Raw genomic sequence first — 25,813 nt, forward strand, 5'->3', positions numbered from 1 at the left:
AAATATAGTTTAATTGTGTTGTAGAAACGGTTATTTCTCATAAAAAATAACCTAACGTAAATTTACAATTACTATCTTCGATAAGATATATCAATAGCTATGGCAAAAAACAAAAATTCTCAATTTAAACTCGTTTTAATACAGCTGATTAGTGATATTTTCGAGAAAAACAAAAATGTTGCACTAAATCATAAACAAGTTGCTGCCAAGCTAAATTTAAGTGATAAAGCCGCAGTTGATACCATTTTAGAAGTTTTAATAGAGCAGACAGAAAATGGAATATTCATTCGGCCTGAACGCGGTAAATTTAAGCTAAAAGACCAGAAAGTTTTCATTACTGGTAAAGTAGACATGACTGCCGATGGCTCAGCTTTTATTGTACCGGATGATGAATTTGAGAAAGACATTTTTGTTGCCCCACGTAAGTTACGCAATGCTTTACATGGGGATATTGTTAAAGTTCACGTTTTTGGTAAAAAAACAAGTGGACGTAGAAACGAAGGTGAGATTGTAGAAATTATAACCAGAGCAAAAACAGATTTCATTGGTGTTGCAAAGGTTTCTGAACGTTTTGCTTTCATTATCCCCGATGATCGTAAAATGTTGCATGATATTTTTGTGCCATTGAGCGATTTAAATGGTGCAAAAAATGGTCAGAAAGTACAAGTAGGCATTACCGATTGGCCAGAAGGAGCAAAAAATCCAATAGGAAAAATTCTAAATGTTTTAGGTACGCAAGGCGAAAACGATACCGAAATGAATGCCATCTTGGCTCAATATGGTTTTCCTTTAAGTTTTCCTCCTGAAGTTGAAAAAGAAGCTAATGCAATTCCGGAAACGGTTAGCGAAGCTGAAATAAATGAAAAGGGAAGAAAAGATTTCAGAGATACCGTAACTTTTACCATCGACCCTGCTGATGCAAAAGATTTTGACGATGCCATTTCTTTTAAAAAATTACCAAATGGAACTTATGAAGTTGGTGTGCACATTGCAGATGTATCTCATTATGTAAAACCTAATAGCGCATTAGATAAAGAGGCTTACGAGCGTGCTACATCTGTTTATTTGGTTGATCGCGTGATACCCATGCTACCGGAAAGATTAAGCAATGGCGTATGTTCATTACGACCAAATGAAGATAAATTATGTTTTGCTGCTGTTTTTGAATTAGATGAAGAGGCAAACATTAAAAATGAATGGTTTGGTAGAACAACCATCCACTCTAACCGACGTTTTAGTTACGAAGAAGCACAAGAAGTTATAGAAACGAAAGCTGGCGATTACGCAGAGGAGATTTTAAAACTAAATGAACTGGCGTACATTTTACGTGATAGAAAGTTTAAAAATGGCGCCATTAGTTTCGAAAGTACTGAGGTTAAATTTAAACTCGATGAACGCGGAAAACCAATTGGTGTGTACATCAAAGAACGCAAAGATGCGCATAAACTAATTGAGGATTTTATGCTATTGGCGAACAAAAAAGTAGCCGAATTTATTGCTAAAAAAGGCAATGGAAAAAATAAGTATACCTTCGTTTATCGTTCTCACGATTCACCTAACCTAGAGAATTTAAACAATTTTGCTGCCTTTGCCTCTCGCTTTGGTTATAAAATCAATACAAAGAGTGATAAAGACATCGCCAAATCTTTAAATTTTTTAATGGAAGATGTGGAAGGAAAAAAAGAACAGAATATGTTAACACAATTAGCTATTCGTTCGATGGCTAAAGCAATTTATACCACTAAAAAAACAAGTCATTATGGTTTAGCCTTTGATCATTATACGCACTTTACCTCTCCTATTCGTCGTTATCCGGATGTAATGGTCCATCGCTTATTAGCTTTATATCTAGATGGTGGTCGCTCAGCAAATGCCGAAGAATATGAAGCAGCAAGTTCTCATTCATCTGCTATGGAGAAAAGAGCTTCCGATGCAGAAAGAGCTTCTATTAAATATAAACAAGCTGAATATTTAGAAGATAACATTGGAAGCATATATACTGGAATAATTTCTGGTGTAACTGAATGGGGAATGTATGTAGAGATTTCAGAGAACAAATGTGAAGGAATGATTCGTTTAAGAGATATAACTGATGATTTTTACGTTTGGGATGAAAAAAATTACTGTATTGTTGGCCAGCGTAAGCATAAAAAATACCAATTAGGAGACGAAGTTCAAGTAAAAGTTAAAAAAGTAGATCTTTCTAAACGTCAAATCGATTTTTCATTGATACAAGATTAATTTACATAAACAAACAAAAGATAAATAGGAATAAAATTGAATAAGCAAGTAGCTATTGAAATTCTTTCTAATGATGAAAAGCAACAAGCTTTTAGCACCATGACTAACCCTTAAATAATGCACAGTTCTACACAGTTACAAGAAATAATAGAGAAAGCTATACCTCAAATAGAATATCCAAAACATCCAGCAAATTTATATGAGCCTATTCGTTATATAATGAGTTTAGGCGGCAAACGAATAAGACCAGTAATGGTTTTAATGGCCACAGAACTATTTACTACTGAAGTTTATAAAGCATTACATGTGGCTTTGGCCATAGAAACCTTCCATAATTTCACTTTGGTACACGACGACATTATGGACAATGCCCCTTTGCGTCGTGGTAAGCAGACCGTACACGAAAAATGGGGAAATAACAATGCCATTTTAAGTGGGGATGTAATGATGGTTGAATCAAACAAACATTTATCAAAAGTAGACATTAACGTATTAAAACCAGTATTAGATACGTTTAATGCTACCGCTCAAGGAGTTTGTGAAGGCCAGCAGTTAGACATGGAATTTGAACAACGAAGTGACGTGAGCATATCCGAATATTTAGAAATGATCCGTCTTAAAACAGCTGTTTTATTAGGTGGAGCAATGAAATTAGGTGCAATTGTTGGCGGAGCAAGTTCAGCTGATGCTGAATTACTCTATAATTTCGGTGAAAACTTGGGGGTTGCCTTTCAATTACAAGATGATATTTTAGATGTATACGGTAATCCAGAAAAATTTGGAAAGCAGGTTGGTGGTGACATTATCGCCAACAAAAAAACTTTCCTGCATTTAAAAACATTATCCCTAGCCCAAGAAAATGAAAAAGAAAATCTTATAAGCATTACAGACAATAAAATAGACAAAATAAATGCAGTGAAGGAGTTGTACGACAAATATGAAATAAAGGACCTATCCATCTTAGAAATGAATAAATACCTAACAAAAGCAAATTTAGCATTGGATAGTTTAGCAGTCGCTGATGAAAAGAAAGCTAATTTTAGAGAATTGGTACAGCAAATTTTAGATAGAGAGAAATAAATTCTCTTCCAACAAAGATTAACAAAAAAAGCCTCGATAAATTATCGAGGCTTTTTTATTGTAATTAGATTACAAATATTATTCAGCTGCAGTTGTATCGTCAGCTTTAGCTACTTTTTTTGCTGGTGCTTTTGCTGTCGCTTTAGGAGCTGCTGCTTTTTTTGCAGGTGCTTTTGCTACTGTTTCTTTAGCTACTACTGGTTTTGCTTCAACTGCTTTTTTTGCAGGTGCTTTTTTAGCTACAACTTTTTTAGTTGCTGTTTTAACAGGTGCATCTTCAGCAACTACAGGTAATACAGAAACATAAGATTTGTTATCTTGTTTCTTTTTAAAAGTTACTACACCAGGTACTAAAGCGAATAAAGTATGATCTTTACCAATACCTACTCCTTTATCTGGATGATGTTTAGTACCACGTTGACGAACGATGATGTTTCCAGCGATAGCTTCTTGACCACCAAAGATCTTGATACCTAAACGCTTGCTATGCGATTCACGTCCGTTTCTAGAACTACCGGCTCCTTTTTTATGTGCCATTTGATTTTATATTTTTTAAACTGGGAAACCCAATTTGACAATTAAACAAAAAATTAACTACAGAGTGATACTCTCAATCTGGATTTTAGTGAAATACTGGCGGTGACCATTTTTCTTTTTGTAACCTTTTCTACGTTTCTTTTTGAAAACGATTACTTTATCACCTTTTAAATGAGACACGATTTTAGCTGTAACCGATGCACCTTTTACTGCAGGAACCCCTACTGTAATTTTACCACCATTATCAACCAACAATACATTGTCAAATTCAATACTAGCGCCTTCATCTCCTTGTAAACGGTGTACAAAAAGGTGCTGGTCTTTTGCAACTTTGAATTGCTGTCCTGCTATATTTACTATTGCGTACATTGTTAAATAATTATTTTTTAAATTGTATATTTTTTATCGAGGTGCAAATATAGAATAAATACTATTCAAACACAAACAGATAGCGAAAATAATTTATAACAATAGTTAATAGACGTAGCTCTTAATCAAATCTCTTTAATCGTTTTAATAGAAAAATAAGTTTTGAACAGAAATTTGTATCTATTGAAGAATGTGATCTACTTTCTTTTTTACTTGCTTAACAGCATGATTACTTCTATTATATTTATGTAGGACAGGTTAATGTTATTTAGAGTCTGATATTAAATACCGTATTAAAATTGATAAAATATCTTCATTCGTTAAAAAATGTTAAATCATTTTCAATATTACGAAATAATCGTAGATTTACGAATAATTAATTACAACTAACTAAATGATATGAAAACTTTATCGACCATTTTAATTGCATTATCAATAGGTACTGCATCATTTGCACAAAATCCTGACAAGGCATTAACTAGAGTGAGTTACAACTTTACACACATTCAAGATACTACTCAAAAAGACAGGCCTTACAAAGAGAACATGTTATTGTTAGTGGGCAAAAATGCTTCAGTTTATACGAGCTACGATAAAATCAATCAAACATTAGCAAGGAGGAAACAGATAGAGGAACAAATGAAAAATCAAGCCGGCAATGCCAATGTCAGTATTTCAGTTAAAAGTAATGGTTACACCCCTACTTCATCAACAGATTACTTCTACTTCGCTAAAGAGAATAAATTTTATACTAAAGAACGAGTTTACAATTACTATTTGGTAGAAGAACCAACAACAAAAATCAATTGGAAAATCACAAAAGACACCGCCAGTTTTTCTGGGGTTCATTGTCAAAAAGCAACCACAACTTTTAAAGGCAGAAACTGGACGGCTTGGTACGCTACCGAATTACCTTTCCAGAGCGGACCATGGAAGTTAAATGGTTTACCTGGTTTAATCATCGAAGCTTACGATGACACAAAGACCGTTTCCTTCCAATTTGCAGGAATGGAGAATGTGGGTGAAGCACAAAACGAACCTACAAAAACAAGTGTAAATAGTGGAACCCAAGTAACTGTTTCTGATGGAGGTGTTGCAGTATTTAGTGGTGGAGCCGGTGGCGTAAATAGTGTTAGCCCATATTTAGGAAATGAAATTAAACTCCCAGCAGATGCAATAAAAGCAACCAGACAGGAGCTAGACAAATTAAAAGAAGCCAGAGACAAAGACCCACAGGGATTTATGAAAACCCAAATGGCTGGCAGTAATGAAGGTATCATCACTGTAACTGGTGTGGCGATGTCAAGACCTTCAGGTCCAGTTTTACCAAAAATTGTTTTGAATAATCCTATTGAATTACCTGAAAAGAAATAATTAGAGAGCTAAAAGTCGATTGTCATCCTGAGCTTGTTGAAGGATAACAATAGTCTTCGATAGGCTCAGACTTATAAATAATATTAATAACCAAACAAACAGACAAATGAAAATCTTTTTAACCACCTTTTTAATGCTGGCAACTGCAGCAGCTGCCTTTGCACAAAACCCAGATAAAGCTTTAGCTAGAGTTAGATATAGCTTTATACACCTACAAGATACCACTCAGAAAGATAAACCCTATACCGAGAATATGTTGTTGGTTATTGGCAAAAATGCTTCTGTTTACACAAGTTACGATAAGATAAATCGTGATATAGAAATGCAAAAGGCAATTGCAGAACAAATGAAAAACCAAGCTGGTTCTGGTAATTTTAGTATTAATATAAACAGAACAGGAACAACACGAGTTTCAGACCTTGATTATTTTTACTTTGTAAATGAAAATAAGTTCTACACCAAAGAACGTTTGGTTACCAATTACTTGGTTGAAGAAGATGTTCCTAAAATAAGCTGGAAAATAGCTAAAGACACCACAAGTCTTTCAGGTGTACATTGTCAAAAAGCTACGGCACATTTTAAAGGCAGAAACTGGACGGCTTGGTTTGCTCCAGACCTGCCATTTCAAAGCGGACCTTGGAAACTAAATGGCTTACCAGGATTAATTGTTGAGGCTTATGATGAAACCAGAACTGTTCAATTCAAATTTGCTGGTTTTGAAAACGTAAAAGAAGAAGACGTAAAAACAGCTGCAGCCAATGATCCAAAAATCACTGTTCCTGGAGGTGGTACAGGTACAGTAAAAATTGTGGGTATGGATGTGGGCACAACTTATTTAGGTGCAGAAATTAAACTTCCAGCAGATGCCGTAAAAACAACTAGAAAAGACCTAGACAAGCTAAAAGAAGCAAGAGATAAAGACCCACAAGGCTTTATGAATGCACAAATGGCAGCTCAAGGTATTACTATGGCTACAGGAACCAGCATAAGAAGAACAGTTGGTGGCCCAAGTGGTGGTGCTCCTATTAAAATTATAATTAACAATCCAATCGAATTACCTGAAATCAAATGAGAGCGTTAATCATCACCCTATTTTTCTTATTTGGTTTTGCATCCGTCTTTGCGCAAAAACAAATCAAGGGAAAAGTAAAAGATACAAAAGGAGCTCCTGTTGTATCCGCTAATGTAAATTTAAAAGACAAGGAAGGCAATATTTTAAGTTTTACTAGAACTGATGATAAAGGCAATTTCACTTTATCATTTACTGAAGAAAATAAAGACCTATCTATCGAAGCAACTACCATTGGTTATGAGAAAAAAATCATAGCGGTTACTGATTTAGCTAAGGTTTACGATTTAGTAATGAAAGATAGCGAGATTAACCTCAAAACTGTTGTGGTAAAAAATCGCCCTGCGCTAAGTGTAAATGGCGATACCTTGAGCTATAAAACTTCTGATTTTGCCGACAAACAAGATAGATCTATTGGCGATGTACTAAAAAAAATGCCTGGTATTGAAGTTAGTGAAGATGGCAAAGTAAGTTACAATGGCAAGGGAATTTCTGCTCTTTACATTGATGGAGATAATGTTTTGGATGACAAATATAGTATCGGAACTAAAAGCATTCCACAAGGAGCTGTAGACAAAGTGCAGGTAATAGAAAAAGATCAACCCATAAAAATGCTTCGTAAAAATAACATGAGCGATGATGTCGCTTTAAATTTAGTAATGAAAGAAGAAGCTAAATTAAAAGTGATGGGCGACATTAGAGCTGGTTTAGGCACTCCAGATCGGTTTGACGGCAATGCCAATGCCATGCTATTTAAAAAGAAAACAAAATTCATTAATAACATTAAAGGGAATAATGTTGGCATAGACCCTGGTATAGATTTAACCTCTTTTAATCCATTTAATTCAGGTAATGATAGACCAAGTGGTTTTCTTTCTGCAGGTGCAGCTGGCGTACCTACCCTGCCACAAAAAAGAACATTATTCAATAAAGCTGGATTGGCAAACCTAAATAACTTATATAAGTTTAGCGAGGAGTTACAAGTAAAAGCAAATGTTGCATATCTATACGACCAAAGAGACCAACAATACAGCAAATTCTCTGAGACTTATCTTTCTGGTCAAACAATTACTTATAACGAATTGCAACAAAATGCAATTAATCCACAAAAGTTCCAAGCTAAATTAAATGTTTTGGCTAATGCTGATGATCATTATTTCAGCAATAACCTAGTAACCAATTATAGCTTAAACAATACTGCTTCTAGTATAGTAACTAATGGGATTGGCGCAAACCAAGCTTTAAACCAAAAAAACTTTGAGATTTCTAATGAGCTGAGTTATCGCAAAAAATTAAAATCAGAAAACACCCTTAACTTTTTCTCTTTCATCAGCAGAACATCCCAACCTGAAATATTAAATATTAACCCTGGATTAAATGAAGCCATATTAAACAATAACCAACCATTTGCAGGTTTAAATCAGTATGTTAAATTACCAACTTGGTACACCAATAATTACACAGCTTTTGCCTTTGTAAATAACAAGTTTACACAGACTTACAGAGTTGGTTTTAATGTGCAACATCAAGAACTTGGTTCACAGTTATATCGTATACAAAATAGTGGCAATACGGAATTGGTTTCGCAACAAATGACCAATAATCTTGAGTGGTTAAAAAGTAAATTCTATACAGATGCCACCTACGAATACAACTCTGGTAATTTTAAAGCAAGCCTTGGGTTGCCTATTAGCTACAATTACATTAGCTATGAAGATGGAGCGAAGAGTTTAGACAAAAACCTGCACAGGATGTTTGTTAATCCTTCCTTAAGCTTTAAATACCAAACTGGCATAGAGAATTATGTAACCGCCAATTATAGCTACAACAACAGCTTAGGAGGTATAGATGATGTTTACCGCGGAACAATTTTAAAGAATTACAGGTCTTTATTTGCTAATGATGCCCCAATAACAGAAAGTAAATCTCAATCTGTTGGAGGAGCTTTTAATTTCCGCAAGGCGATGCAAATGTTTTTCTTTAACCTAAGCGCAAATTATACTACATCTACCGTAAATACCATATCTTCTTATAGCCTATCTAACAACATACAGCAACGTGTGGTTATATCATTGCCAAACGATATGAAAAGCTTAGCTTTTGGTGCAAATGCAAGTAAATATCTTTTCAAATTAAGAAGCACAGTAAACGTTGGCGCAAGTTTCAATCAAGCCACATTTGAGCAATTGCAAAACAATGAGTTATTACCTTTCACTTCACAGTCATTATCTTATAAAGCAGGGATTGATTCTAAGATTAATAACTTTATCAATTTGTCATACAATGCTACTTATGCCATTAGCAAAAATAAAACCACTAGTGCAAGTGCAATTAAAAACAATAATCAACAGCTAAGACAACAATCATCAATAACTACAACAGCATTTAAAAGTGTATTTATGACCTTGTCTGCTGAACATATTTTCACACATCAAACTACGCAACCAGACCTAAAATATTTATTTGCTGATTTTAATGTGAGATATAGAGTTCAAAAACTCAAAACAGATTTAGAATTTGGTGTAACAAATTTGGCAAACATCAAAAAATTTGAAGCTAATTATCTTTCGGCCAACTCTTTCTCATCAGGCACCTATTATATCCCTGGCAGAGTTGCAATGATGAAAGCTACATTTAATTTTTAGGTTATTAGCCTGGATGGGCGAAATAATAGTAATAGTTAATAAATCACACAAACAATTGAGAAGCCCTGAAACTGCAAAGTTGAAGGGCTTTTTTTTAAGCAATTCGTCTTTGCAAGGGGAATGACGAAGCAATATCCTTTCAAAGGAATTAAGCTGGACTGGTATAAATAATTAACTGCAATTGAGCTTCAAAAACTTTAAACTTTACTACATTTAACTCAATTAAATAGGGATGATAAAAGACGTAAAGATTTTAAAAACAGAATTGCTTTCAGATAATTGGTACATTCTTAAAAAGTTAACTTATGAGTACTTAAAAAAAGATGGCACACATCAACAACAGACCAGAGAAGTTTACGATAGAGGGAATGGTGCTACAATTTTACTTTACAATACTACTCAGCAAACAGTAATCTTAACCAAACAATTTAGGCTACCAACTTTTGTAAATGGTAATGAAGGTGGTATGTTGATAGAGACATGTGCTGGTTTATTAGATAAAGACAATCCTGAAGACTGCATTAAACGAGAAACTGAAGAAGAAACGGGTTACAAAATTAAAGACGTTCGTAAAATTTATGAAGTCTACATGTCGCCAGGTTCAGTTACAGAAAAAATTTATTTTTTTATCGCAGAGTATTCTAGCGATATGAAAATTAATGATGGTGGTGGTGTAGACGGAGAAGAAGAAAACATCGAGGTATTAGAATTATCAATTAATGAAGCAATTGAAATGTTAGATAATGGGGAGATAAAAGATGCCAAGACAATTATGCTTTTACAATACATAAAACTAAAAAACATCTTATAATCATTCCCAACTTTATTAGGAATCGTAAGTTGATAGAATTGGCAGTTTTATGCTTTAAGATTCCCATCTGATTGGGAATCACGACAACTCCAATCCCGTGGTTACTAATGACAAAGATTGATCTTAAGGATTAGTCTTTTTGCCGTAACCAACAACCGTTACTTCTTGTATCGTTTTAGCTCTTTGAATGGTTACGTTTTTTATCTCATCTGGCTTTATTTTATTTAAATCTTCTTGACTAATCTTTTGTCCATTTAGATAAATAATCCCACTTGCTTTTCTCGCTGCACTATCTGGTATCTTTGTGCCAGTTTTGAAACCTCTCACAATAACGGTCTCAGTGTAAGGTTTATCTGCAATTGTAGCAGAAACTTCTGAACCACGTAGTCTAATAGATATATTTTCAATTTTTGGCTCTTTATTATCACCTAGTGAATCCGTTTTTAGAATAAACATTCCAGAAACCTTATTTTTCACATTTGTGGGCGACCCTTCTCTTCTTGCAATAATGAAAGCTTTTTCTGGTGTTAGATCTGGTAAAGATGAATAGGAAGAATTTGTTATGATATTAATTGTATTTACTATAAAATTAAGCTTTAATGAAGTAGTATCCTTCTCAATATCAATAGTTTTATCAACTAACTTCTTTTTAACCACTTGCTTTTTTTCAACTACAGGAATTTCATCTTTTTCTATAATTCTTGCGTAAATTAATGCTTGTTTTATCGGAGCAAGATGTTTTTTAACGTCTTTTTTAGAAACTGTAAAAGCAAGTGTAGTTAACAATAGAATTGGCAAAACCAACATGTAACGACTTAAAGTCAATTTTGATGAGCGTTTAGCATTCATCATTTTAATTCGTTTTTTTAAGTCAGATAAGTTAAAATTATTTACAATTTCTACGGCTGGCATTAAATTTCCAACATCTAATAAACTGTACTGGTATGCTTTTTTATCTACACCTTTTTTTAAGATTTTTTCGTCGGTTATAAATTCTAGATTTTCCTTAACAGCTTTTTTCATTAACCAAACACCCGGATTAAACCAATAGAAGACCACGCTTAATTCTGCTAAGATGATATCTAAAGAATGCCATTCTTTAACGTGAATTTGTTCATGCTCTAAAATCGTTTGTAATTCTCTTTCTTGATGTAAAGATGGATTGATATAAACAGTTTGCCAAAATGAAAATGGACTAACTGGTTCATTTAAAATTCTTACTTCGAAGTTTTCCACACAACCCGGAGCAGATTTTTTATGCATTCTGTAAAGCGAAACAAATTGAACAATCAATCTGAAAGCCATTATTACCACACCTGCATAAAAAATGGTGGCTATCAATTGCCAATACTCTTCAATAAAACTAGATGGCATCAATTGTTTTACTTGCGGCACAAAAGCTGCTACTTGCGGACTTTGTTTATGAAAAAAATCGGTTAAATCTATAAAAGGATAAATGGTTCCAAAAAGAATACCGAAAGCCAAAAACAAACGATTAATTACATAAAATGTTAAACGGCGAAGAATAAGATAATAAGCTGCTGCAAATAAAATGAGCACTAAATTTATCTTAAGCAGAATGATAAAAAAATGTGGCATAACCTTATTTCTTTGGGTTCTCGATTAGATTGATTATTTCTTTCAATTCATCTGCACTTATCTTGTTATCCTTTGCAAAAAAGGCAACTAATTCTTTATAAGAACTTTGGAAATAATTATTTACAAAGCCATTCATGAAACGTTTTTTATACTCTGCTTCTTTAACTTTTGCGCTATAACGATTAGCATTTGCATAACGCTCACTTTTAAGGAAACCTTTACGTTCTAGGTTTTTTACTGTTGATGCTAAAGTTGTATAGGGTGGCTTTGGCTCTGGCATTACATCCATAAAATCTTTGATAAAACCTGCCCCAACTTGCCAAACTGCAAGCATTGCTTCTTCTTCCTGTAGTGTTAACTTCTCCATATTTACGATTATATCGTAAACTTACGACAATGGCGTTAAAAAAGCAAATTTGCAATGATTTAAAGATTAGTTATTATATCGGCTTTCTGCCTCATCTATAGCCTTTTGAACTATATTTTTGATTTGCATTGCAGAATCTAGCAATTGTGGATTACCGTCAAAATCACTGTAAATAAGTATTCTTTTTGATTTTTCTTTATAGATAAATTGCAGATCGTAAACTGGTGATTTTGAGTTCTCTACTTTCTTTCCAATAATTTCTGGCAAACTCCATAATCCCAATTCATTAATTTTATTGTGAATAAAAATTATATCGTTAGCTCGTAATTTAACATGAGACTTAATTAACGAATCTCTATTGTTTACATACTCATAGCTTCCATTTTTTGAAGAATAAGAATTTAATAAACTATCGCCAACACCCCATTTATAGGTAAACGATTCGAAATTAGTAACTGAATAAGGCGCCTTTTTTAAACTGATTACATAATAACCTACCAGAGCAATAATTAAAATTACAGCAAGTGTAGCAATTAGAGATAAGTTTTTTTTAAAGTTAAAAGCCATTTGTATTAATTAGTTATTACTTTTTAGCCCTTTCTTCAGCGTCTATAATACTTTGCTCGATGATTTTTTGCATTTGCACAGCTGCATTTTTCATTCGGATATTACCTTCAAAATCTGACAGATATGTAACCTCTTTTGATTTTTTTTGGTAATTGAATTTCATGAAATAACGTGGTGCCTTTGAATTTTTTATATCATTTTCATTATTGGCTACAATATCTGGCAAATTCCAAAAACCTTGTTCATCAGCATTGCTATCTAAATATTTTTTATCTCTAGCATTAAGTTCCACATGTTTAACAATTAGGGAGTCCTTATCGTTTAAATATTTGTATTCGCCCGTGGCAGAATTATAAGAGTTTTCTAAATTAGTTCCAACTCCCCATTTGTACTCTAACGATACAAACTCCTTCGCCTTAAAAGGTGCATTGCGGATAATTGGTGCATAATACACAATGCAATAAATTAAAAATGGAACTACAATTGATAAAAATAAAAATATCTTTTTCCCTCTACTCGTCATGTATATAACTATATTTTCAAATTAATCTAATGGACCAGTCAATTCACCTTCCCATTTACTTACTACCGCAGTTGCAATACTATTTCCAACAACATTAGTTGCCGATCTACCCATATCCAATAAAGGATCTATTCCAATTAATAAAGCTAAACCTGCCTCTGGAATATTAAATGTGGCAATTGTACCTGCAATTACAACTAATGATGCACGAGGAACACCTGCTATTCCTTTACTAGTCAACATTAAAATAAGTAACATTGTCAACTGTTTATCTAATGGCAAATGTATACCGTAACATTGTGCAATAAATATAGATGCAAATGTCATATATAACATCGAACCATCAAGATTGAATGAATATCCTAATGGTAAAACGAAGCTCACTATTTTGTCTTTACAACCAAAACGCTCTAATTGCAACATTGTTCTAGGATAAGCAGCTTCACTACTTGCAGTACTAAAAGCTAACATTATTGGCTCTTTCATCCTATTCATCAAGTTAAATATTCTCTTTTTCAAGATGAGATAACCGATTAAAATAAGTAATACCCATAAAATGAGCATTCCAGAATAAAATTCTCCAATAAATAAAGCATAAGTAGATAAAACACTAATTCCTTGTTTAGCTACGATGGCCGCCATTGCACCAAATACTGCAAATGGTGCGAAATTCATTACATAACCTGTAACTTTTAAAATAATATGTGCTACTGAATCAAAAAACTCAATTACTACTTTACCTTTTTCGCCAATAGCAGCTGTTGCAACACCAAAAAATAAAGAGAAAATTACAATTTGTAAAATCTCATTTGTAGCCATTGATTCTGCAAAACTTTTAGGCACAATATGAGCAATAAAATCTTTTACAGATAATGCCGTCGCCTTAATACCGGTTTCAGTATGGCTACTTGGCAATGGGAGATTCATGGCTTCGCCTGGTTTCCAAATATTTACCAAAAGCATCCCTAGTAGTAACGACATTAGTGACGCACTTATGAACCATAACATAGTTTTTCCGCCTATGCGGCCAACAGCTTTTATATCACCTACTTTAGCTACACCTACAACCAAAGTTGTAAACACTAAAGGCGCTACAATCATTTTTATCAAACGAAGAAAAATATCACTTAATAAAGTAAATGGCTCCAGTTTTTTCTCTCTTACCGTTTCATTTTCCTTGCGAATTTTAACTTGATCTGCTTTTTGGGCTTTCAATACTGCGTATTGACTTACTGTTGTATCAGTAAGATTACCCATCTGAACTTCAATTTTTTTCACTTGTGCATCTGCACCAACAATTGCATTATTATTTCCACTGAAATTATTTACATTTAAGTAATAACCTACAACCACACCTAATATAAGTGCGATAAAAATAAAGAGCGTAAGTTTGTTTTTATTAGACATTGGTTAGATTTAGCTATTTTTCAAACCGTAAAACTACAATAATAAAATTATTCTCTAAACATTGTTGATAAAGCATTAGTTATTTTACATATTTGAACCGTAACAAAACTATATTCGGAACATCTAACCATAGATTATCAAAAGCAAATAAGTGAGCCAAAAAGACGTATTATTTAAAGAAATTTTCGACAAGAACTCTAAGAAGATTTTTCACTTATGCTATGGTTATACAGGCGATAAAGATTCTGCTAACGACCTTTTACAAGAAACTTTTTTAAAAGTTTGGCAAAATCTTGATAAGTTTAGAAACAAATCACTAATCTCTACTTGGATTTATCGTATAGCCGTTAACACTTGTTTGACCTATTTGCGATCAGAAAAAAGACAAGCTAAGGATGAACTTACCGAGAATATTATAGAGAACAGGGTTGAAGAGTTTTCTGAGAAGAATGAACAAGTCGCCTTACTTTATAAATCAATTTCAAAATTAGAAGAAAATGACCGCTTAATTATTACTATGGTATTGGATGAATTACCATACAATGAGATTGCAGATATTTCTGGGATTAGTGAAGGAAATTTAAGAGTAAAAATTCATCGTATTAAACAAAAATTGACTGAATTATACAATCAGAATGCAAGAATTTGATCATATAGAAGCGCTTTGGGCTAAGCATACGGTTGATGTAACTATATCTGCCGATGAAATGTTAAAGCAGGCTAAAAAAGAAGTAAGCAGTATGCGTACCAAATCGTTATTAAATATAGCGGGTATGATATTTTCTTTTCTAGCAGTTGCTGCACTGTGGTTATTTTTCGATTTCCAATCATGGACAACTCATGCAGGAATTAGCATTATTATTATTGCTGTTGGCGTTTATACCGTAATTTTATACAACAATTATCGCATCATTTCTAAAAGTGATTTTACCGTAAACCCTAATGAATTTATAGCAAAGCTGAAACTTTATCAATTAAATCGCTTTAGTCTTTACAACCGTTTATACTGGTTTTATGCCATTGCACTTTCCTTAGGTATGGTACTTTATTTCTTCGAAATTTTAGGTCACATGGATTTATGGGTGCAAATTTTATTTGTAGTCATCAGTTTTGGCTGGATGATTTTCTGCTCTACTTTGGTGCGAAAAGCTGTAATTAAAAAGGATAAAGAAAGAATTGACTTATTAATTGAAAAATTTGAGCGCATAATCGGACAGTTTCACGAACACGATTAATTTATTGGCACGGCTTTCGTTCTATACAATCAAATGAAGAAAGTTAACGTTACATCCATTTATTTTAAAATCATAACTATTTCAATGGTTTTGTTTTTTAGCAGTTTTAAAACGCTGCAAGATGCAGTGTATCCTGAACAAATTGATTGGGATACTCATTTTAAAGCACAGCCCGATGAACATTCCGCTTTTGCTGCAGAAACTGCCACCACTTGGCATTACAGCTATAACGCAACTGTTAGAGACAACCATCTTCACATCGATTTTAAGTTTTCTGCTGGTGTAGTTCCAGAAAAATCATGGGTAAAACCAGATCGAATTAGCAATCGAAAAGTCAGCAGACAATTATTAAATCATGAGCAAGGTCATGTTTACATTAATTTTTTATTACTAAAAGAAGGCGATATTCAAATTCGAAATCAAAAATATACACCTAGTAATTATAAAAGACTAATTCAGGCTACAGCAAATAAGGTTAGCGATTATTATAATCGTATGCAAAATCGTTATGATGAAGAAACCAAACATGGTTCTGATTTAGAAGCCCAAAGTAGATGGGATGATTTTATTAGATCAGAAATGAATAAATACCAATAAGTAGTTAGCAATTGGCAGTTTTGGATACAAAATGACAACTACTAACTGAAAACTCATTATTTTTCGGGTTTTACCTCACTTGTAGAAAAACCATTTCCTCTTAATTGATATTGAATTGTTTTAATTAGCGTAGTTGTTTTACCGCTATCGATAGTTACAACTGGTACAGAGCGAAATAAATCTCCATTCTTAATAAAGAATTTATCATTTCCTTGGTAACCTTTTTTAAGGTCACTATTTAATCCTGGAAAACTTATTTTATCGAAACTATTACCAGCAAATTCGTAAACATTTAAATCGTTTACATTTTTTCTAGCCACATATTGAATATAAAGTTCTGGATTTCCATCATTGTCTAGATCCATATTCCAGGCATCTGTAATAATTCCTTTTCGTTCAATTGAAATTGATTTATAGTTATTTTTAATAGAATCAGACATTAGTAATAAGTATCCACCTAGTGTATCCACACCCTTACCCCAACTTACAACTTCAAAGTGATAACCAGGCTTAATTTCTATGCTTTTATAAAATGAAAAAGGATTTACAGATTTTGGTGCAACTGCTGTTTTAGCAATGCTTGACGGTTTATCATTATTAGTACAAGCGGTAATGAATAAACTGGCTAATGCAAAAAAACCTAATTTAATAGCTTTCATGAGTTTTATATCATTCTTAATGAGTAATTAATTGTTTGTATTAACATTATGAAATTAAAGGTTTTACTTCTCTAACTTCTTAATGTTAAAATTATTTATTTAGCTTTTACTTCTGGAGCGCCGTTATTGAATGTTGTTTCGGTTACTACGCTTCTTTTTCCGCTTGGTGTAATTACAATTGTTTTAAGCGTTTTCTTCTGACCTTGTGGAACAATTACTTTAAATGAGCCAGTATATTCTTTAGCAGTCTCAGATGGACGATAATTATCTAATGTATAATATATTTTAGCCCCATTTATTGGAGCTTTTAATTCTATAGTAAAATTCTCCCCATTAACTACTTTCTCAGGCTGGCCAATTGGTGTTGGCACCCAATAATTTGTATTTGTTTTATCCAATTTGGCTAAATGAAGAGGCACTCTTTCTTCTGTAAAGTTTTTGATGTCTTTTCTAGCAACAGGACTCCAAGCAATTTCTGAAAGTGAGAAAATTTTAGGAAAAATCATGTATTCAACTTTGGCTGGTGTCTCCATATATTCTGTCCAAACATTTCCCTGAACGCCAATAATATATTTTTGTTGTTCTACGGTAAGTACTTTTGGAATTGGATCGTAATTATAAACTTTTTGAAAGCTAGAAAATCCAGAACCCAACCCACTTATCGTTAACGGTTCATCTGGAGAAGTTGAAGATTTGTGATCAAAATATAAACCAGCAGAACCTGGCGTCATAATTACATTGTGACTTTGTTTTGCAGCTTCAATTCCACCTGCTTCACCTCTCCAAGACATTACTGTAGCATTTGGAGCTAATCCTCCTTCTAAAATCTCATCCCAACCAATAATTGATCTTCCTTTTGCATTCACATGTTTTTCTATTCTCTGAATGAAATAGCTTTGCAAACCATGTTCATCTTTTAAATTATTATCCTTTATAAATTGCTGACAAAATGCTGATTGTTTCCAATATTCTTTCGGACATTCATCTCCACCTATGTGAATGTATTTTGAAGGGAATAAAGCAATTACTTCATCCAAAACGTTTTCTAAAAACTTAAATGTATTATCTGTTGGCACAAAAACATCATCAAATACACCCCAAGTTTGCTGTACTTGTTTTCCTTTTCTATCGCCAGACCAAGGGGCTTTCTCTCCTACCCATGTATCTCGCTCTGGAAAAGCACTCAATTCTGGGTAAGCAGCAATTGCTGCAGACGCATGTCCTGGCATTTCAATTTCAGGAATTACATTAATATATTTAGCGGCTGCATAAGCAATTACTTGCTTTACTTCATCTTGAGTATACACACCACCATGTTCTGTATTATCTGTACCACCTGTTCCTGGATAATTTCCTATGATTGTCCCATTTCTTTTGCCGCCAACAGTTGTTAGCTTTGGGTATTGTTTAATTTCTATTCTCCAACCTTGGTCGTCTGTTAAATGCCAGTGGAAAGTATTCAACTTATACATTGCCAATATATCTATGTACTTTTTTATAAATGATACTGGAAAGAAGTGTCGTGACACGTCTAAATGCATTCCACGATATTTGAAACGTGGATAATCGTTAATTTCCGCAGCTTGAATAGTTATTTTATCATTCTTTTTCTCTGGCATTAATTGCATTAACGATTGGACCGCGTAAAATAAACCGGCACCATTTCCAGTTACTTTGATTTGAGTTGGAGAAATGTTTATTACATACCCTTCCGCCGGTAATTTTTCAGCACCTACTGATGTTAATACAATTGATTTCTGTTCTGCAGTTGCAGACCTTGCTTCTCTTAATGCAAAACCTCCTTTAGTTACAATAAAGGCATTTAGTAAATCTGCAGTTCTAGCATTTGCAGTTTCATTACTAATTAAAGTTACTGTTTTGTCTAATTGAAAAGTTCCTGTGCTTTTCTTAATGGAAACAGGCGCTGGAATAATACCCATGTTTGCGTCGGTTTGCGCAAAACTTTGGATAGCAGTAAGTGTAGCTACTAAAAGTAAAGAAATTCGTTTCATGTTTATTTTATGTGTTTGTGTTGCCTAAGATATAAAATTTAGCGAAAAAGTGATGATGATTTTAGTTTTTAAGATTGAAAATATCACTTCTTTTCATAAAAAAGCCTCCCAATTACTTGGAAAGCTTTTATATCTTTTTATATAATAAAATCTTAAGCTACTATAGTATGTTCTTTAGCTGCTAAATAGCGTTCTGCATCTAATGCAGCCATACAACCAGAACCCGCGGCAGTAATCGCCTGACGGTAATAATGATCTTGCACATCGCCACTGGCAAATACACCTTCTATATTGGTTTTAGAAGTACCAGGAATAGTTTTTAAATAACCTGTATCGTCCATATCTAACCAACCTTTAAAAATATCTGTATTTGGTTTATGTCCAATAGCTACAAAAAATCCTTCAACATCAATAATCTTAGATTCTTTTGTTTTGTGATTAAATACACAAACACCAGTTACGTTTTTACCGTTACCCATAATCTCAGTGGTTTCTGTGTTGTAAATCACTTCAATATTTGGGGTATTTAGCACACGATGAACCATTGCTTTTGATGCACGAAACTCATCTCTACGTACTAACATGTAAACTTTTTTACACAACTTAGCTAAATAAGTAGCTTCTTCTGCAGCGGTATCTCCAGCACCAACTATAGCAACATCTTGACCTTTGAAAAAGAAACCATCGCAAACTGCACAAGCAGAAACACCAAAACCATTATATTTTTGTTCACTTGGTAAGCCTAACCATTTTGCAGTTGCACCAGTAGCAATAATTACAGTATCTGCAGTAATTGTTTTAATCTCATCAACTACTACTTTATGTGGTAATGCAGCAAAATCTACAGAACTTACATAACCAAAACGGATTTGAGTTCCGAAACGCTCTGCTTGTTTCCTAAAATCTTCCATCATTTCTGGACCCATAATCCCATTCGGATAACCTGGAAAATTATCTACATCTGTAGTTTGAGTTAACTGACCACCCATTTCCATTCCAGTGTACATTACGGGTTTCAAATCTGCACGAGCTGCATAAATTGCGGCTGTATATCCTGCTGGACCAGATCCGATAATTAAACACTTTACATGTTCTATTTCTTGTTCTTGAGACATTTTTTTATGTTAATGGTGCAAATTTAAGCTTTAAATTGGAAAGGGCAAAGCTGAATAGCAAGCCGAAAGTAAAAAGAATAAATCTACAGTAGATTGTAATTTATTTGCCTTTGTTGGCTTTAAGAATTCTTAAAAAATTACCGCCTAAAATTCTTGTAACTTCATTTGGTTTATATCCCCTTTTAAGCAAAGCTGAGGTTATTTTCGGATAATCTGCTACTCCATCTATGCCTAAAGGAAATGATTCGGCTCCATCAAAATCTGCGCCCAATCCAACATGATCAACACCGATTAGCTTAACAATGTAATCAATGTGATCAACTAACAGTTCAATAGATGGACGTGTTGCATCGGCATCTGCTTTGTGTAAAGAAATTAAAGTATCAATCGCATTACTGCGTCCATATTTCCCACTTAATTCTTTTAATTCACTATCGTATTTTTTAAAAAATGCTTTCTGTTTTGCATCGAAAGTCGAATCTAAAAATCCACTATAGAAATTAAGTGAAATTACCCCGCCATTTTTACCAACAGCTTTAATTTGTTCATCATTTAAATTTCTAGCAACTGGATTTAAAGCGTAAACACAGCTGTGTGATACCAATACAGGTTTTTTAGATTCTTTAATTGCATCGAAAAAAGTTTTAGTACCAACATGAGAAAGATCTACCAACACTCCTAATTCGTTTAATTTATGCACAACTTTTTTTCCAAAATCACTTAATCCTGCATTTTCTGGTTTCACTTTTCCTGAAGTTTCTTCTGCTGCAGAACTTGCCCAAGATGTACTATTATTCCAAGTAAGGGTTAAATAAATCATTCCTCTTTGAGCTAACTTCTCTAAATTTTCTAAGCTATTTTCAATCATGTGGCCACCTTCTACACCTATCATTGCTACCATTTTTTTAGCAGCAACAGCTTGTTCTAATTCAGTGGCATTTCTAGCTAAAGCAATCTTATCAGGATATCTTTTTACTAAACTTACTAAAGAATCTATTTCTTGATTTGCAACTGCATAACCACCCTTTTCATCACACCAAATAGAAAAAACTTGCACATCAAGTCCACCTTTTTTAGCTCTAACTAAATCAAAATTTCCAGTTTTTTGCAATTTCCCAATATCAATTCCTGATTTTATTTGATTGAACAAGATATCGCCATGTGTATCTACCACAATAGCTTGATTATGAATTGAGATTGAATTTTGTGCAATACTACTTGATCCAAAAAATAACAGGAGTAGAAAGAGATACTGTTTTTTCATTATTATTTATTAGTAGGTCGTTTTTTCTTTTTACTTTTTTCGGTTATCAATACACTTGATTTTAACTCTCCGTTTTCATATACATCTTTTCGAGTGCCATCTAAAGAAATCCATTCCCCATCTTTCTTTCCTCTCACATAATTTCCGCCTTCTTCTACATTTCCAAATTTATCGAATATTTTAAATTCTCCATCCAAATCTCCATTTACATAGTTTTGTGTACTTAAAATGTTGCCATCAGGATAAAAAAGAAGCCATTTTCCTTGTTCAACACCATGTACAAAATTTCCTTGTTGACTTAAAAACCTAGTTTTTCCTTTAATCGTAAAATTAGTTTTATGTGTATCGTTAAAAGTTTGGATGTCCATATAGAAATTAAAATATCCATGTGGTGTACTTAATGTTTCATCTTCGTATGAACCTGTCTGTATAAGATTATCATACAAGTCATATCTTTTAAAAGTCCAAACGTTCTCTGTACTTACCTTTCCATAAATTGCATAAGAATTTGCTTTATTTTTATCTGTAGTAACTTGATTACCGTAAAAATATAATGGCGCAACTTGAGCATTAACAGCTAGTGCGTTAATAAATAACAGTGGGAATAAAAAAATATTCTTTATCATATTTTGCAAAAAATAAGTACTATTTAATTACTTATATACTTGGCTCCAATTAATATACCAACTTTGTAAGCTTCAGCTAAGCCATCTTGATATAACCAAAGACCATCTTTAGAATCATTTTTAAGTTGCCCTGTAATTGAAATCTTTCCATCTATATCAAACAACCTAAATTTGCCATCCATTTTACCGTTGATATAATGTATTATGGTCCTTATTTTGCCATTAGGGTAAAATGTTAACCATTCTCCAACCTTTTTCCCATTATTAAACTCACCTTCTTCAGCAACAAATCGATTTTTATTTTTATGTGGAAAATCTGTATCGTATTTAATATTGAAAATATCTATAAAGGCATAATATGTAAATTTTCCATGCTCAATAGTCAATTGTTCATCTTTGAAATAACCAGTTTCGACAATATTATTCCACAGGTCATATTTCTTCAAAATCCAAAAATCATTCCCATTAACTTTACCTGTTAAACCATAAAAAACAGCCTTAGTCGAATCTGTTATAAGTTTATTTTGTGAACCAAAATAAATTGACTTAACCTGGGCATCTACCTTTAAGAAGGCAAAAAAACAGAATAGCGTTAAAACGTATTTCATTTATATGTTTTTATATGATCACTAAAATACAAAGTGCTAGAAAAAAGAATAGAATATAACGTTTCATCCTATCAATATTTGCTTACCAAATAAGAATTTTATGTGTTGCATTAAAATTAAGAAATTAAAAATTAAGTCTGTATAATACCGACATTAAACGCTTTTTTTATTGGCGATTGATTAGCCGCTTCTATACCCATCGAAATCACTTTTCGGGTTTCTAGTGGATCAATTATACCATCTACCCATAAACGAGAAGCTGCATAATGCGGAGTGGTTTGATTATTGTATCTATCTGTTATTTCCTTTAATAATTCTGCCTCTTTTTCTGGAGTGATAACTTTTCCTTTTGCTTTTAAAGACGCTTCTTGAATTTGTAATAATACTTTTGCAGCTTGCGAGCCACCCATTACTGCAATTTTAGCACTTGGCCAAGCGTAAATCAATCGTGGATCATATGCTTTTCCGCACATGGCATAATTACCAGCGCCATAAGAATTTCCAATAACGATAGTAAATTTTGGCACCACAGAATTAGCAACTGCGTTTACCATTTTAGCTCCATCTTTTATAATTCCACCTTGTTCAGAACGACTTCCCACCATAAAACCGGTTACATCTTGTAAAAAAACCAAAGGAATTTTCTTTTGATTGCAATTCATTATAAATCGACTGGCTTTATCTGCACTATCCGAATAAATTACACCACCAAACTGCATTTCCCCTTTCTTAGATTTTACCACTTTCCGTTGATTAGCCACAATACCAACTGCCCATCCATCAATTCTAGCTAAACCACAAATAATACTTTGTCCAAATAACGCCTTGTATTCTTCCAGTTCAGAATTATCTACCAAACGGTGGATAACATCCCTCATATCATATGGTTTTTCTCTATTTTCAGGTAGAATTCCGTATAATTCTTGCTCATCTAGTTTGGGCAAAGCAGATTTAATTCGATCAAAACCTGCATTTTCTGGAGAGCCTAACATACTCATTATCTTACGAATGCTATCTAAACAAGCTTTATCATTAGGATGTTTATAATCAGTAACGCCAGATATTTCGCAATGCGTTGTTGCACCGCCCAACGTTTCATTATCAATATCTTCGCCTATGGCCGATTTAACCAAATATGAACCTGCTAAAAACACTGAGCCAGTACCTTCAACAATCATCGCCTCATCGCTCATAATAGGCAAATATGCACCACCAGCTACGCAAGAACCCATAATTGCAGAAATTTGAACAATTCCTTCGGCAGACATTAATGCGTTGTTTCTGAACATTCTACCAAAATGTTCCTTATCCGGAAAAATCTCATCTTGCATAGGTAAATAAACACCTGCGCTATCTACCAAATAAATTACAGGCAATCTATTTTCCATTGCAATTTCTTGCGCTCTCAGGTTTTTCTTCGCTGTCATAGGGAACCAAGCCCCTGCTTTTACGGTAGCATCATTAGCAACAATTATGCATTGTCTTCCAGAAACATAACCAATTCCAGTTACCACTCCCGCACTCGGACAACCACCTTCTGCAACATACATTCCATCCGCAGCAAATGCGCCAATCTCTAAAAATTCAGTGCCTTCATCTCTTAAATAATCAATACGCTCTCTGGCTAAAAGTTTACCTTTTTCCTTTTGTTTTGCTGCATTTTTTTCTCCTCCACCAGCATAGATTTTTTTAAGTCTAGTTTTAAGTTCATAAACCAGTTGCTTATTTACATCTTCATTTTTATTGAATTCTATGTTCATGCTAGCAAGTTAAACGATAAATTTTTAAAACTAAAACCTGTAATGGTATTTAGTTTTCCATTCGTAATTAATATGCTAAATTAATTTTTTAAACGTTCTTCCTAACATGCGATATTTAATTCTACTCTTCTCTTTATTTTTTTGGCAAATTAGCGTTGCACAAACTTTCGTTTATCCAAAACTTAATTCGCAAGGAACAGATATTAACACATTAACTCCTAAAAACTGGAAAGTAATCGATACCGCATATGGAGATTTAAATAATGATAAACTAGAGGATTTAGTCCTTGTACTTGAATTTAATAATCCAATTATAGAAAAAAGGGCTTACGGAGATGGAGAAACAGAGTTGATAAAAGAATTTCAAAAACCAAGAATATTAGCTGCTTATTTTAAAGAAGCTCGTTCAAGTAATTATAAATTTGCTATGCAAAACAATAATTTCATTCTTCGTTCACAAGAAGGTGGTGAACTTGGCGAGCCTTTTAAAAATCTGACTATTGAAAACAACAGTTTAAATTTAGCTTTTGAAGGCGGTAGCACTTGGCGGTGGAAATTAAATTATCAGTTTAAATACCAAAATAAAGATTGGGTTTTAACTCAGGCTAATAACATTTATTATAATGTCATATCCGGTGAGATGACAGATAAATTATATGATTTTTCAAATAGAAAAATGAAACTGACCACTGGAAATATATTTGCAAGAAATAATGCGAATGAAGTGAGTGAAGAAACACTTTATTATGCTCAATTAAGAACATTGAATAATTTCAAAAAACCTTGGACTTGGGAAATTACAAAAGATAACTTCTTGTAAAAATCATTTAAAAAATCGCAAAAATTATTTCTCTTTAATTTGATATGTTTGGGTAAACAAATCCCTAGCATGAATTTAAGTATAAACACTCCTGCATTGCTATTCCCCGCAATTAGTTTAATTATGCTCGCTTATACCAATCGCTTTTTAGCTTTAGCTAGTTTGGTTAGAAACTTGCACGAGAAGTATACTACTGAAAATGAGAACAGAGCTTTGCATAATCAAATTAAAAATTTACGTTATAGGTTACGATTGATTAAAAACATGCAAGCTTTTGGCATTTGCAGCTTTATTTCCTGCATATTTTGCATGTTTTTTATTTATTTAGAAAAAGAAGTTGTTGCAGAAATTTTATTTGCGATTAGTTTATTGTTTTTTATCGCATCTTTATTTTTATCCTTAATAGAAATCCAATTAAGTACAAAAGCGTTAGAGTTTGCACTAAGTGATATGGAATTAAAAGATGCATCATTAGTACAATACATCAAAAATAAATTTGATAAGGATGTGAAATGATATGTACAGCAA

General features: G+C 33.1%; 25 protein-coding genes. 11 read left to right on the plus strand and 14 right to left on the minus strand.

What is annotated here, in order from left to right; all coding sequences use genetic code 11:
* The first annotated feature begins 99 nt into the window (after positions 1–99).
* Positions 100–2,241 carry a ribonuclease R gene (rnr, locus tag ACHMWN_RS14885; protein ID WP_397302640.1) on the plus strand — a complete coding sequence of 714 codons (2,142 nt, stop codon included), beginning with the start codon at positions 100–102 and terminating at the stop codon, positions 2,239–2,241.
* Between the two features lie 117 nt (positions 2,242–2,358).
* Positions 2,359–3,321, plus strand: a complete 963-nt coding sequence (locus ACHMWN_RS14890) for a polyprenyl synthetase family protein (protein WP_397302643.1) — start codon at positions 2,359–2,361, stop codon at positions 3,319–3,321.
* Between the two features lie 78 nt (positions 3,322–3,399).
* Here the strand turns inward: ACHMWN_RS14890 and rpmA are convergent, their stop codons facing one another.
* Together rpmA and rplU are read right to left on the minus strand one after the other, a co-directional pair.
* Positions 3,400–3,858 carry a 50S ribosomal protein L27 gene (gene rpmA, locus ACHMWN_RS14895; protein ID WP_397302646.1) on the minus strand — a complete coding sequence of 153 codons (459 nt, stop codon included), beginning with the start codon at positions 3,856–3,858 and terminating at the stop codon, positions 3,400–3,402.
* Positions 3,859–3,915: 57 nt separating this feature from the next.
* Positions 3,916–4,227: a 50S ribosomal protein L21 gene (gene rplU, locus ACHMWN_RS14900; RefSeq protein ID WP_055133669.1), complete on the minus strand. Its 312-nt coding sequence runs from the start codon at positions 4,225–4,227 to the stop codon at positions 3,916–3,918.
* Between the two features lie 399 nt (positions 4,228–4,626).
* Here rplU and ACHMWN_RS14905 point away from each other — a divergent pair, with 399 nt between their 5' ends.
* The 4 genes from ACHMWN_RS14905 (at position 4,627) to nudK (ending at position 10,126) form a co-directional block, all read left to right on the plus strand.
* On the plus strand, positions 4,627–5,601 hold the full coding sequence (locus ACHMWN_RS14905) for a GLPGLI family protein (RefSeq protein WP_397302650.1): 975 nt from the start codon (positions 4,627–4,629) through the stop codon (positions 5,599–5,601).
* A 106-nt stretch (positions 5,602–5,707) separates the two neighbouring features.
* Positions 5,708–6,673 (plus strand): GLPGLI family protein, encoded by a 966-nt coding sequence (locus tag ACHMWN_RS14910; protein WP_397302651.1) that lies wholly within the window; start codon positions 5,708–5,710, stop codon positions 6,671–6,673.
* Positions 6,670–9,315: a carboxypeptidase regulatory-like domain-containing protein gene (locus ACHMWN_RS14915; RefSeq protein ID WP_397302654.1), complete on the plus strand. Its 2,646-nt coding sequence runs from the start codon at positions 6,670–6,672 to the stop codon at positions 9,313–9,315. Before ACHMWN_RS14910 ends, ACHMWN_RS14915 begins: the two co-directional genes overlap by 4 nt.
* 232 nt (positions 9,316–9,547) lie before the next feature.
* Positions 9,548–10,126, plus strand: coding sequence for a GDP-mannose pyrophosphatase NudK (gene nudK / locus ACHMWN_RS14920; RefSeq protein ID WP_397302656.1), 579 nt, complete (start codon positions 9,548–9,550; stop codon positions 10,124–10,126).
* Positions 10,127–10,249: 123 nt separating this feature from the next.
* On the opposite strand, the gene ACHMWN_RS14925 is transcribed toward nudK, so the two are convergent.
* From ACHMWN_RS14925 to ACHMWN_RS14945, 5 genes are all read right to left on the minus strand, one after another.
* Complete coding sequence (locus ACHMWN_RS14925) at positions 10,250–11,725, minus strand: M56 family metallopeptidase (protein WP_397302658.1); 1,476 nt, start codon at positions 11,723–11,725, stop codon at positions 10,250–10,252.
* 4 nt (positions 11,726–11,729) lie between these two features.
* Positions 11,730–12,092 carry a BlaI/MecI/CopY family transcriptional regulator gene (locus tag ACHMWN_RS14930; RefSeq protein ID WP_397302661.1) on the minus strand — a complete coding sequence of 121 codons (363 nt, stop codon included), beginning with the start codon at positions 12,090–12,092 and terminating at the stop codon, positions 11,730–11,732.
* A gap of 66 nt (positions 12,093–12,158) precedes the next feature.
* On the minus strand, positions 12,159–12,659 hold the full coding sequence (locus ACHMWN_RS14935) for a hypothetical protein (RefSeq protein ID WP_397302662.1): 501 nt from the start codon (positions 12,657–12,659) through the stop codon (positions 12,159–12,161).
* 16 nt (positions 12,660–12,675) lie between these two features.
* Entirely contained in the window at positions 12,676–13,182 is a 507-nt protein-coding gene (locus ACHMWN_RS14940; RefSeq protein ID WP_397302664.1) for a hypothetical protein, read from the minus strand.
* Positions 13,183–13,203: 21 nt separating this feature from the next.
* Entirely contained in the window at positions 13,204–14,589 is a 1,386-nt protein-coding gene (locus tag ACHMWN_RS14945) for a dicarboxylate/amino acid:cation symporter (protein ID WP_397302667.1), read from the minus strand.
* 151 nt (positions 14,590–14,740) lie between these two features.
* Between ACHMWN_RS14945 and ACHMWN_RS14950 the strand changes: the two genes are divergently transcribed.
* From ACHMWN_RS14950 to ACHMWN_RS14960, 3 genes are read left to right on the plus strand one after another with little or no spacing between them, the layout of a single operon-like run.
* Complete coding sequence (locus ACHMWN_RS14950) at positions 14,741–15,238, plus strand: RNA polymerase sigma factor (RefSeq protein WP_372820036.1); 498 nt, start codon at positions 14,741–14,743, stop codon at positions 15,236–15,238.
* The gene (locus ACHMWN_RS14955) at positions 15,225–15,824 is read left to right on the plus strand and encodes a hypothetical protein (protein WP_397302670.1); all 600 of its coding nucleotides are present in this window, start codon (positions 15,225–15,227) and stop codon (positions 15,822–15,824) included. Before ACHMWN_RS14950 ends, ACHMWN_RS14955 begins: the two co-directional genes overlap by 14 nt.
* A gap of 33 nt (positions 15,825–15,857) precedes the next feature.
* Entirely contained in the window at positions 15,858–16,421 is a 564-nt protein-coding gene (locus ACHMWN_RS14960) for a DUF922 domain-containing protein (RefSeq protein ID WP_397302672.1), read from the plus strand.
* 56 nt (positions 16,422–16,477) lie between these two features.
* On the opposite strand, the gene ACHMWN_RS14965 is transcribed toward ACHMWN_RS14960, so the two are convergent.
* The 7 genes from ACHMWN_RS14965 to ACHMWN_RS14995 all read right to left on the minus strand — a co-directional run bounded on the left by ACHMWN_RS14965 (position 16,478) and on the right by ACHMWN_RS14995 (position 24,465).
* Entirely contained in the window at positions 16,478–17,080 is a 603-nt protein-coding gene (locus ACHMWN_RS14965; protein WP_397302675.1) for a hypothetical protein, read from the minus strand.
* Between the two features lie 95 nt (positions 17,081–17,175).
* Positions 17,176–19,092 carry a beta-N-acetylhexosaminidase gene (locus tag ACHMWN_RS14970; protein ID WP_397302677.1) on the minus strand — a complete coding sequence of 639 codons (1,917 nt, stop codon included), beginning with the start codon at positions 19,090–19,092 and terminating at the stop codon, positions 17,176–17,178.
* A 152-nt stretch (positions 19,093–19,244) separates the two neighbouring features.
* The gene (trxB, locus tag ACHMWN_RS14975) at positions 19,245–20,207 is read right to left on the minus strand and encodes a thioredoxin-disulfide reductase (protein WP_397302680.1); all 963 of its coding nucleotides are present in this window, start codon (positions 20,205–20,207) and stop codon (positions 19,245–19,247) included.
* A gap of 100 nt (positions 20,208–20,307) precedes the next feature.
* On the minus strand, positions 20,308–21,471 hold the full coding sequence (locus ACHMWN_RS14980) for a dipeptidase (protein ID WP_397302683.1): 1,164 nt from the start codon (positions 21,469–21,471) through the stop codon (positions 20,308–20,310).
* A 2-nt stretch (positions 21,472–21,473) separates the two neighbouring features.
* Positions 21,474–22,097 (minus strand): toxin-antitoxin system YwqK family antitoxin, encoded by a 624-nt coding sequence (locus ACHMWN_RS14985; RefSeq protein ID WP_397302684.1) that lies wholly within the window; start codon positions 22,095–22,097, stop codon positions 21,474–21,476.
* A gap of 23 nt (positions 22,098–22,120) precedes the next feature.
* Positions 22,121–22,705: a toxin-antitoxin system YwqK family antitoxin gene (locus ACHMWN_RS14990; protein WP_397302687.1), complete on the minus strand. Its 585-nt coding sequence runs from the start codon at positions 22,703–22,705 to the stop codon at positions 22,121–22,123.
* Positions 22,706–22,836: 131 nt separating this feature from the next.
* On the minus strand, positions 22,837–24,465 hold the full coding sequence (locus tag ACHMWN_RS14995) for an acyl-CoA carboxylase subunit beta (protein WP_397302689.1): 1,629 nt from the start codon (positions 24,463–24,465) through the stop codon (positions 22,837–22,839).
* Between the two features lie 106 nt (positions 24,466–24,571).
* On the opposite strand from ACHMWN_RS14995, the gene ACHMWN_RS15000 reads away from it, so the two are divergent.
* Both ACHMWN_RS15000 and ACHMWN_RS15005 read left to right on the plus strand, forming a co-directional pair.
* Positions 24,572–25,285 carry a hypothetical protein gene (locus tag ACHMWN_RS15000; protein ID WP_397302691.1) on the plus strand — a complete coding sequence of 238 codons (714 nt, stop codon included), beginning with the start codon at positions 24,572–24,574 and terminating at the stop codon, positions 25,283–25,285.
* A gap of 69 nt (positions 25,286–25,354) precedes the next feature.
* Entirely contained in the window at positions 25,355–25,801 is a 447-nt protein-coding gene (locus ACHMWN_RS15005; protein WP_397302694.1) for a DUF2721 domain-containing protein, read from the plus strand.
* Positions 25,802–25,813 lie beyond the last annotated feature (12 nt).

The sequence above is a fragment of the Pedobacter sp. UC225_61 genome, assembly GCF_044452285.1.
Classification (GTDB): domain Bacteria; phylum Bacteroidota; class Bacteroidia; order Sphingobacteriales; family Sphingobacteriaceae; genus Pedobacter.

What these genes read in the sequence shown, in the direction of transcription:
- rnr (WP_397302640.1), top strand. Translation starts at nt 100, where the DNA reads ATGGCAAAAAACAAAAATTCTCAATTTAAACTCGTTTTAATACAGCTG.
- ACHMWN_RS14890 (WP_397302643.1), top strand. Translation starts at nt 2,359, where the DNA reads ATGCACAGTTCTACACAGTTACAAGAAATAATAGAGAAAGCTATACCT.
- rpmA (WP_397302646.1), bottom strand. Translation starts at nt 3,858, where the DNA reads ATGGCACATAAAAAAGGAGCCGGTAGTTCTAGAAACGGACGTGAATCG.
- rplU (WP_055133669.1), bottom strand. Translation starts at nt 4,227, where the DNA reads ATGTACGCAATAGTAAATATAGCAGGACAGCAATTCAAAGTTGCAAAA.
- ACHMWN_RS14905 (WP_397302650.1), top strand. Translation starts at nt 4,627, where the DNA reads ATGAAAACTTTATCGACCATTTTAATTGCATTATCAATAGGTACTGCA.
- ACHMWN_RS14910 (WP_397302651.1), top strand. Translation starts at nt 5,708, where the DNA reads ATGAAAATCTTTTTAACCACCTTTTTAATGCTGGCAACTGCAGCAGCT.
- ACHMWN_RS14915 (WP_397302654.1), top strand. Translation starts at nt 6,670, where the DNA reads ATGAGAGCGTTAATCATCACCCTATTTTTCTTATTTGGTTTTGCATCC.
- nudK (WP_397302656.1), top strand. Translation starts at nt 9,548, where the DNA reads ATGATAAAAGACGTAAAGATTTTAAAAACAGAATTGCTTTCAGATAAT.
- ACHMWN_RS14925 (WP_397302658.1), bottom strand. Translation starts at nt 11,725, where the DNA reads ATGCCACATTTTTTTATCATTCTGCTTAAGATAAATTTAGTGCTCATT.
- ACHMWN_RS14930 (WP_397302661.1), bottom strand. Translation starts at nt 12,092, where the DNA reads ATGGAGAAGTTAACACTACAGGAAGAAGAAGCAATGCTTGCAGTTTGG.
- ACHMWN_RS14935 (WP_397302662.1), bottom strand. Translation starts at nt 12,659, where the DNA reads ATGGCTTTTAACTTTAAAAAAAACTTATCTCTAATTGCTACACTTGCT.
- ACHMWN_RS14940 (WP_397302664.1), bottom strand. Translation starts at nt 13,182, where the DNA reads ATGACGAGTAGAGGGAAAAAGATATTTTTATTTTTATCAATTGTAGTT.
- ACHMWN_RS14945 (WP_397302667.1), bottom strand. Translation starts at nt 14,589, where the DNA reads ATGTCTAATAAAAACAAACTTACGCTCTTTATTTTTATCGCACTTATA.
- ACHMWN_RS14955 (WP_397302670.1), top strand. Translation starts at nt 15,225, where the DNA reads ATGCAAGAATTTGATCATATAGAAGCGCTTTGGGCTAAGCATACGGTT.
- ACHMWN_RS14960 (WP_397302672.1), top strand. Translation starts at nt 15,858, where the DNA reads ATGAAGAAAGTTAACGTTACATCCATTTATTTTAAAATCATAACTATT.
- ACHMWN_RS14965 (WP_397302675.1), bottom strand. Translation starts at nt 17,080, where the DNA reads ATGAAAGCTATTAAATTAGGTTTTTTTGCATTAGCCAGTTTATTCATT.
- ACHMWN_RS14970 (WP_397302677.1), bottom strand. Translation starts at nt 19,092, where the DNA reads ATGAAACGAATTTCTTTACTTTTAGTAGCTACACTTACTGCTATCCAA.
- trxB (WP_397302680.1), bottom strand. Translation starts at nt 20,207, where the DNA reads ATGTCTCAAGAACAAGAAATAGAACATGTAAAGTGTTTAATTATCGGA.
- ACHMWN_RS14980 (WP_397302683.1), bottom strand. Translation starts at nt 21,471, where the DNA reads ATGAAAAAACAGTATCTCTTTCTACTCCTGTTATTTTTTGGATCAAGT.
- ACHMWN_RS14985 (WP_397302684.1), bottom strand. Translation starts at nt 22,097, where the DNA reads ATGATAAAGAATATTTTTTTATTCCCACTGTTATTTATTAACGCACTA.
- ACHMWN_RS14990 (WP_397302687.1), bottom strand. Translation starts at nt 22,705, where the DNA reads ATGAAATACGTTTTAACGCTATTCTGTTTTTTTGCCTTCTTAAAGGTA.
- ACHMWN_RS14995 (WP_397302689.1), bottom strand. Translation starts at nt 24,465, where the DNA reads ATGAACATAGAATTCAATAAAAATGAAGATGTAAATAAGCAACTGGTT.
- ACHMWN_RS15000 (WP_397302691.1), top strand. Translation starts at nt 24,572, where the DNA reads ATGCGATATTTAATTCTACTCTTCTCTTTATTTTTTTGGCAAATTAGC.
- ACHMWN_RS15005 (WP_397302694.1), top strand. Translation starts at nt 25,355, where the DNA reads ATGAATTTAAGTATAAACACTCCTGCATTGCTATTCCCCGCAATTAGT.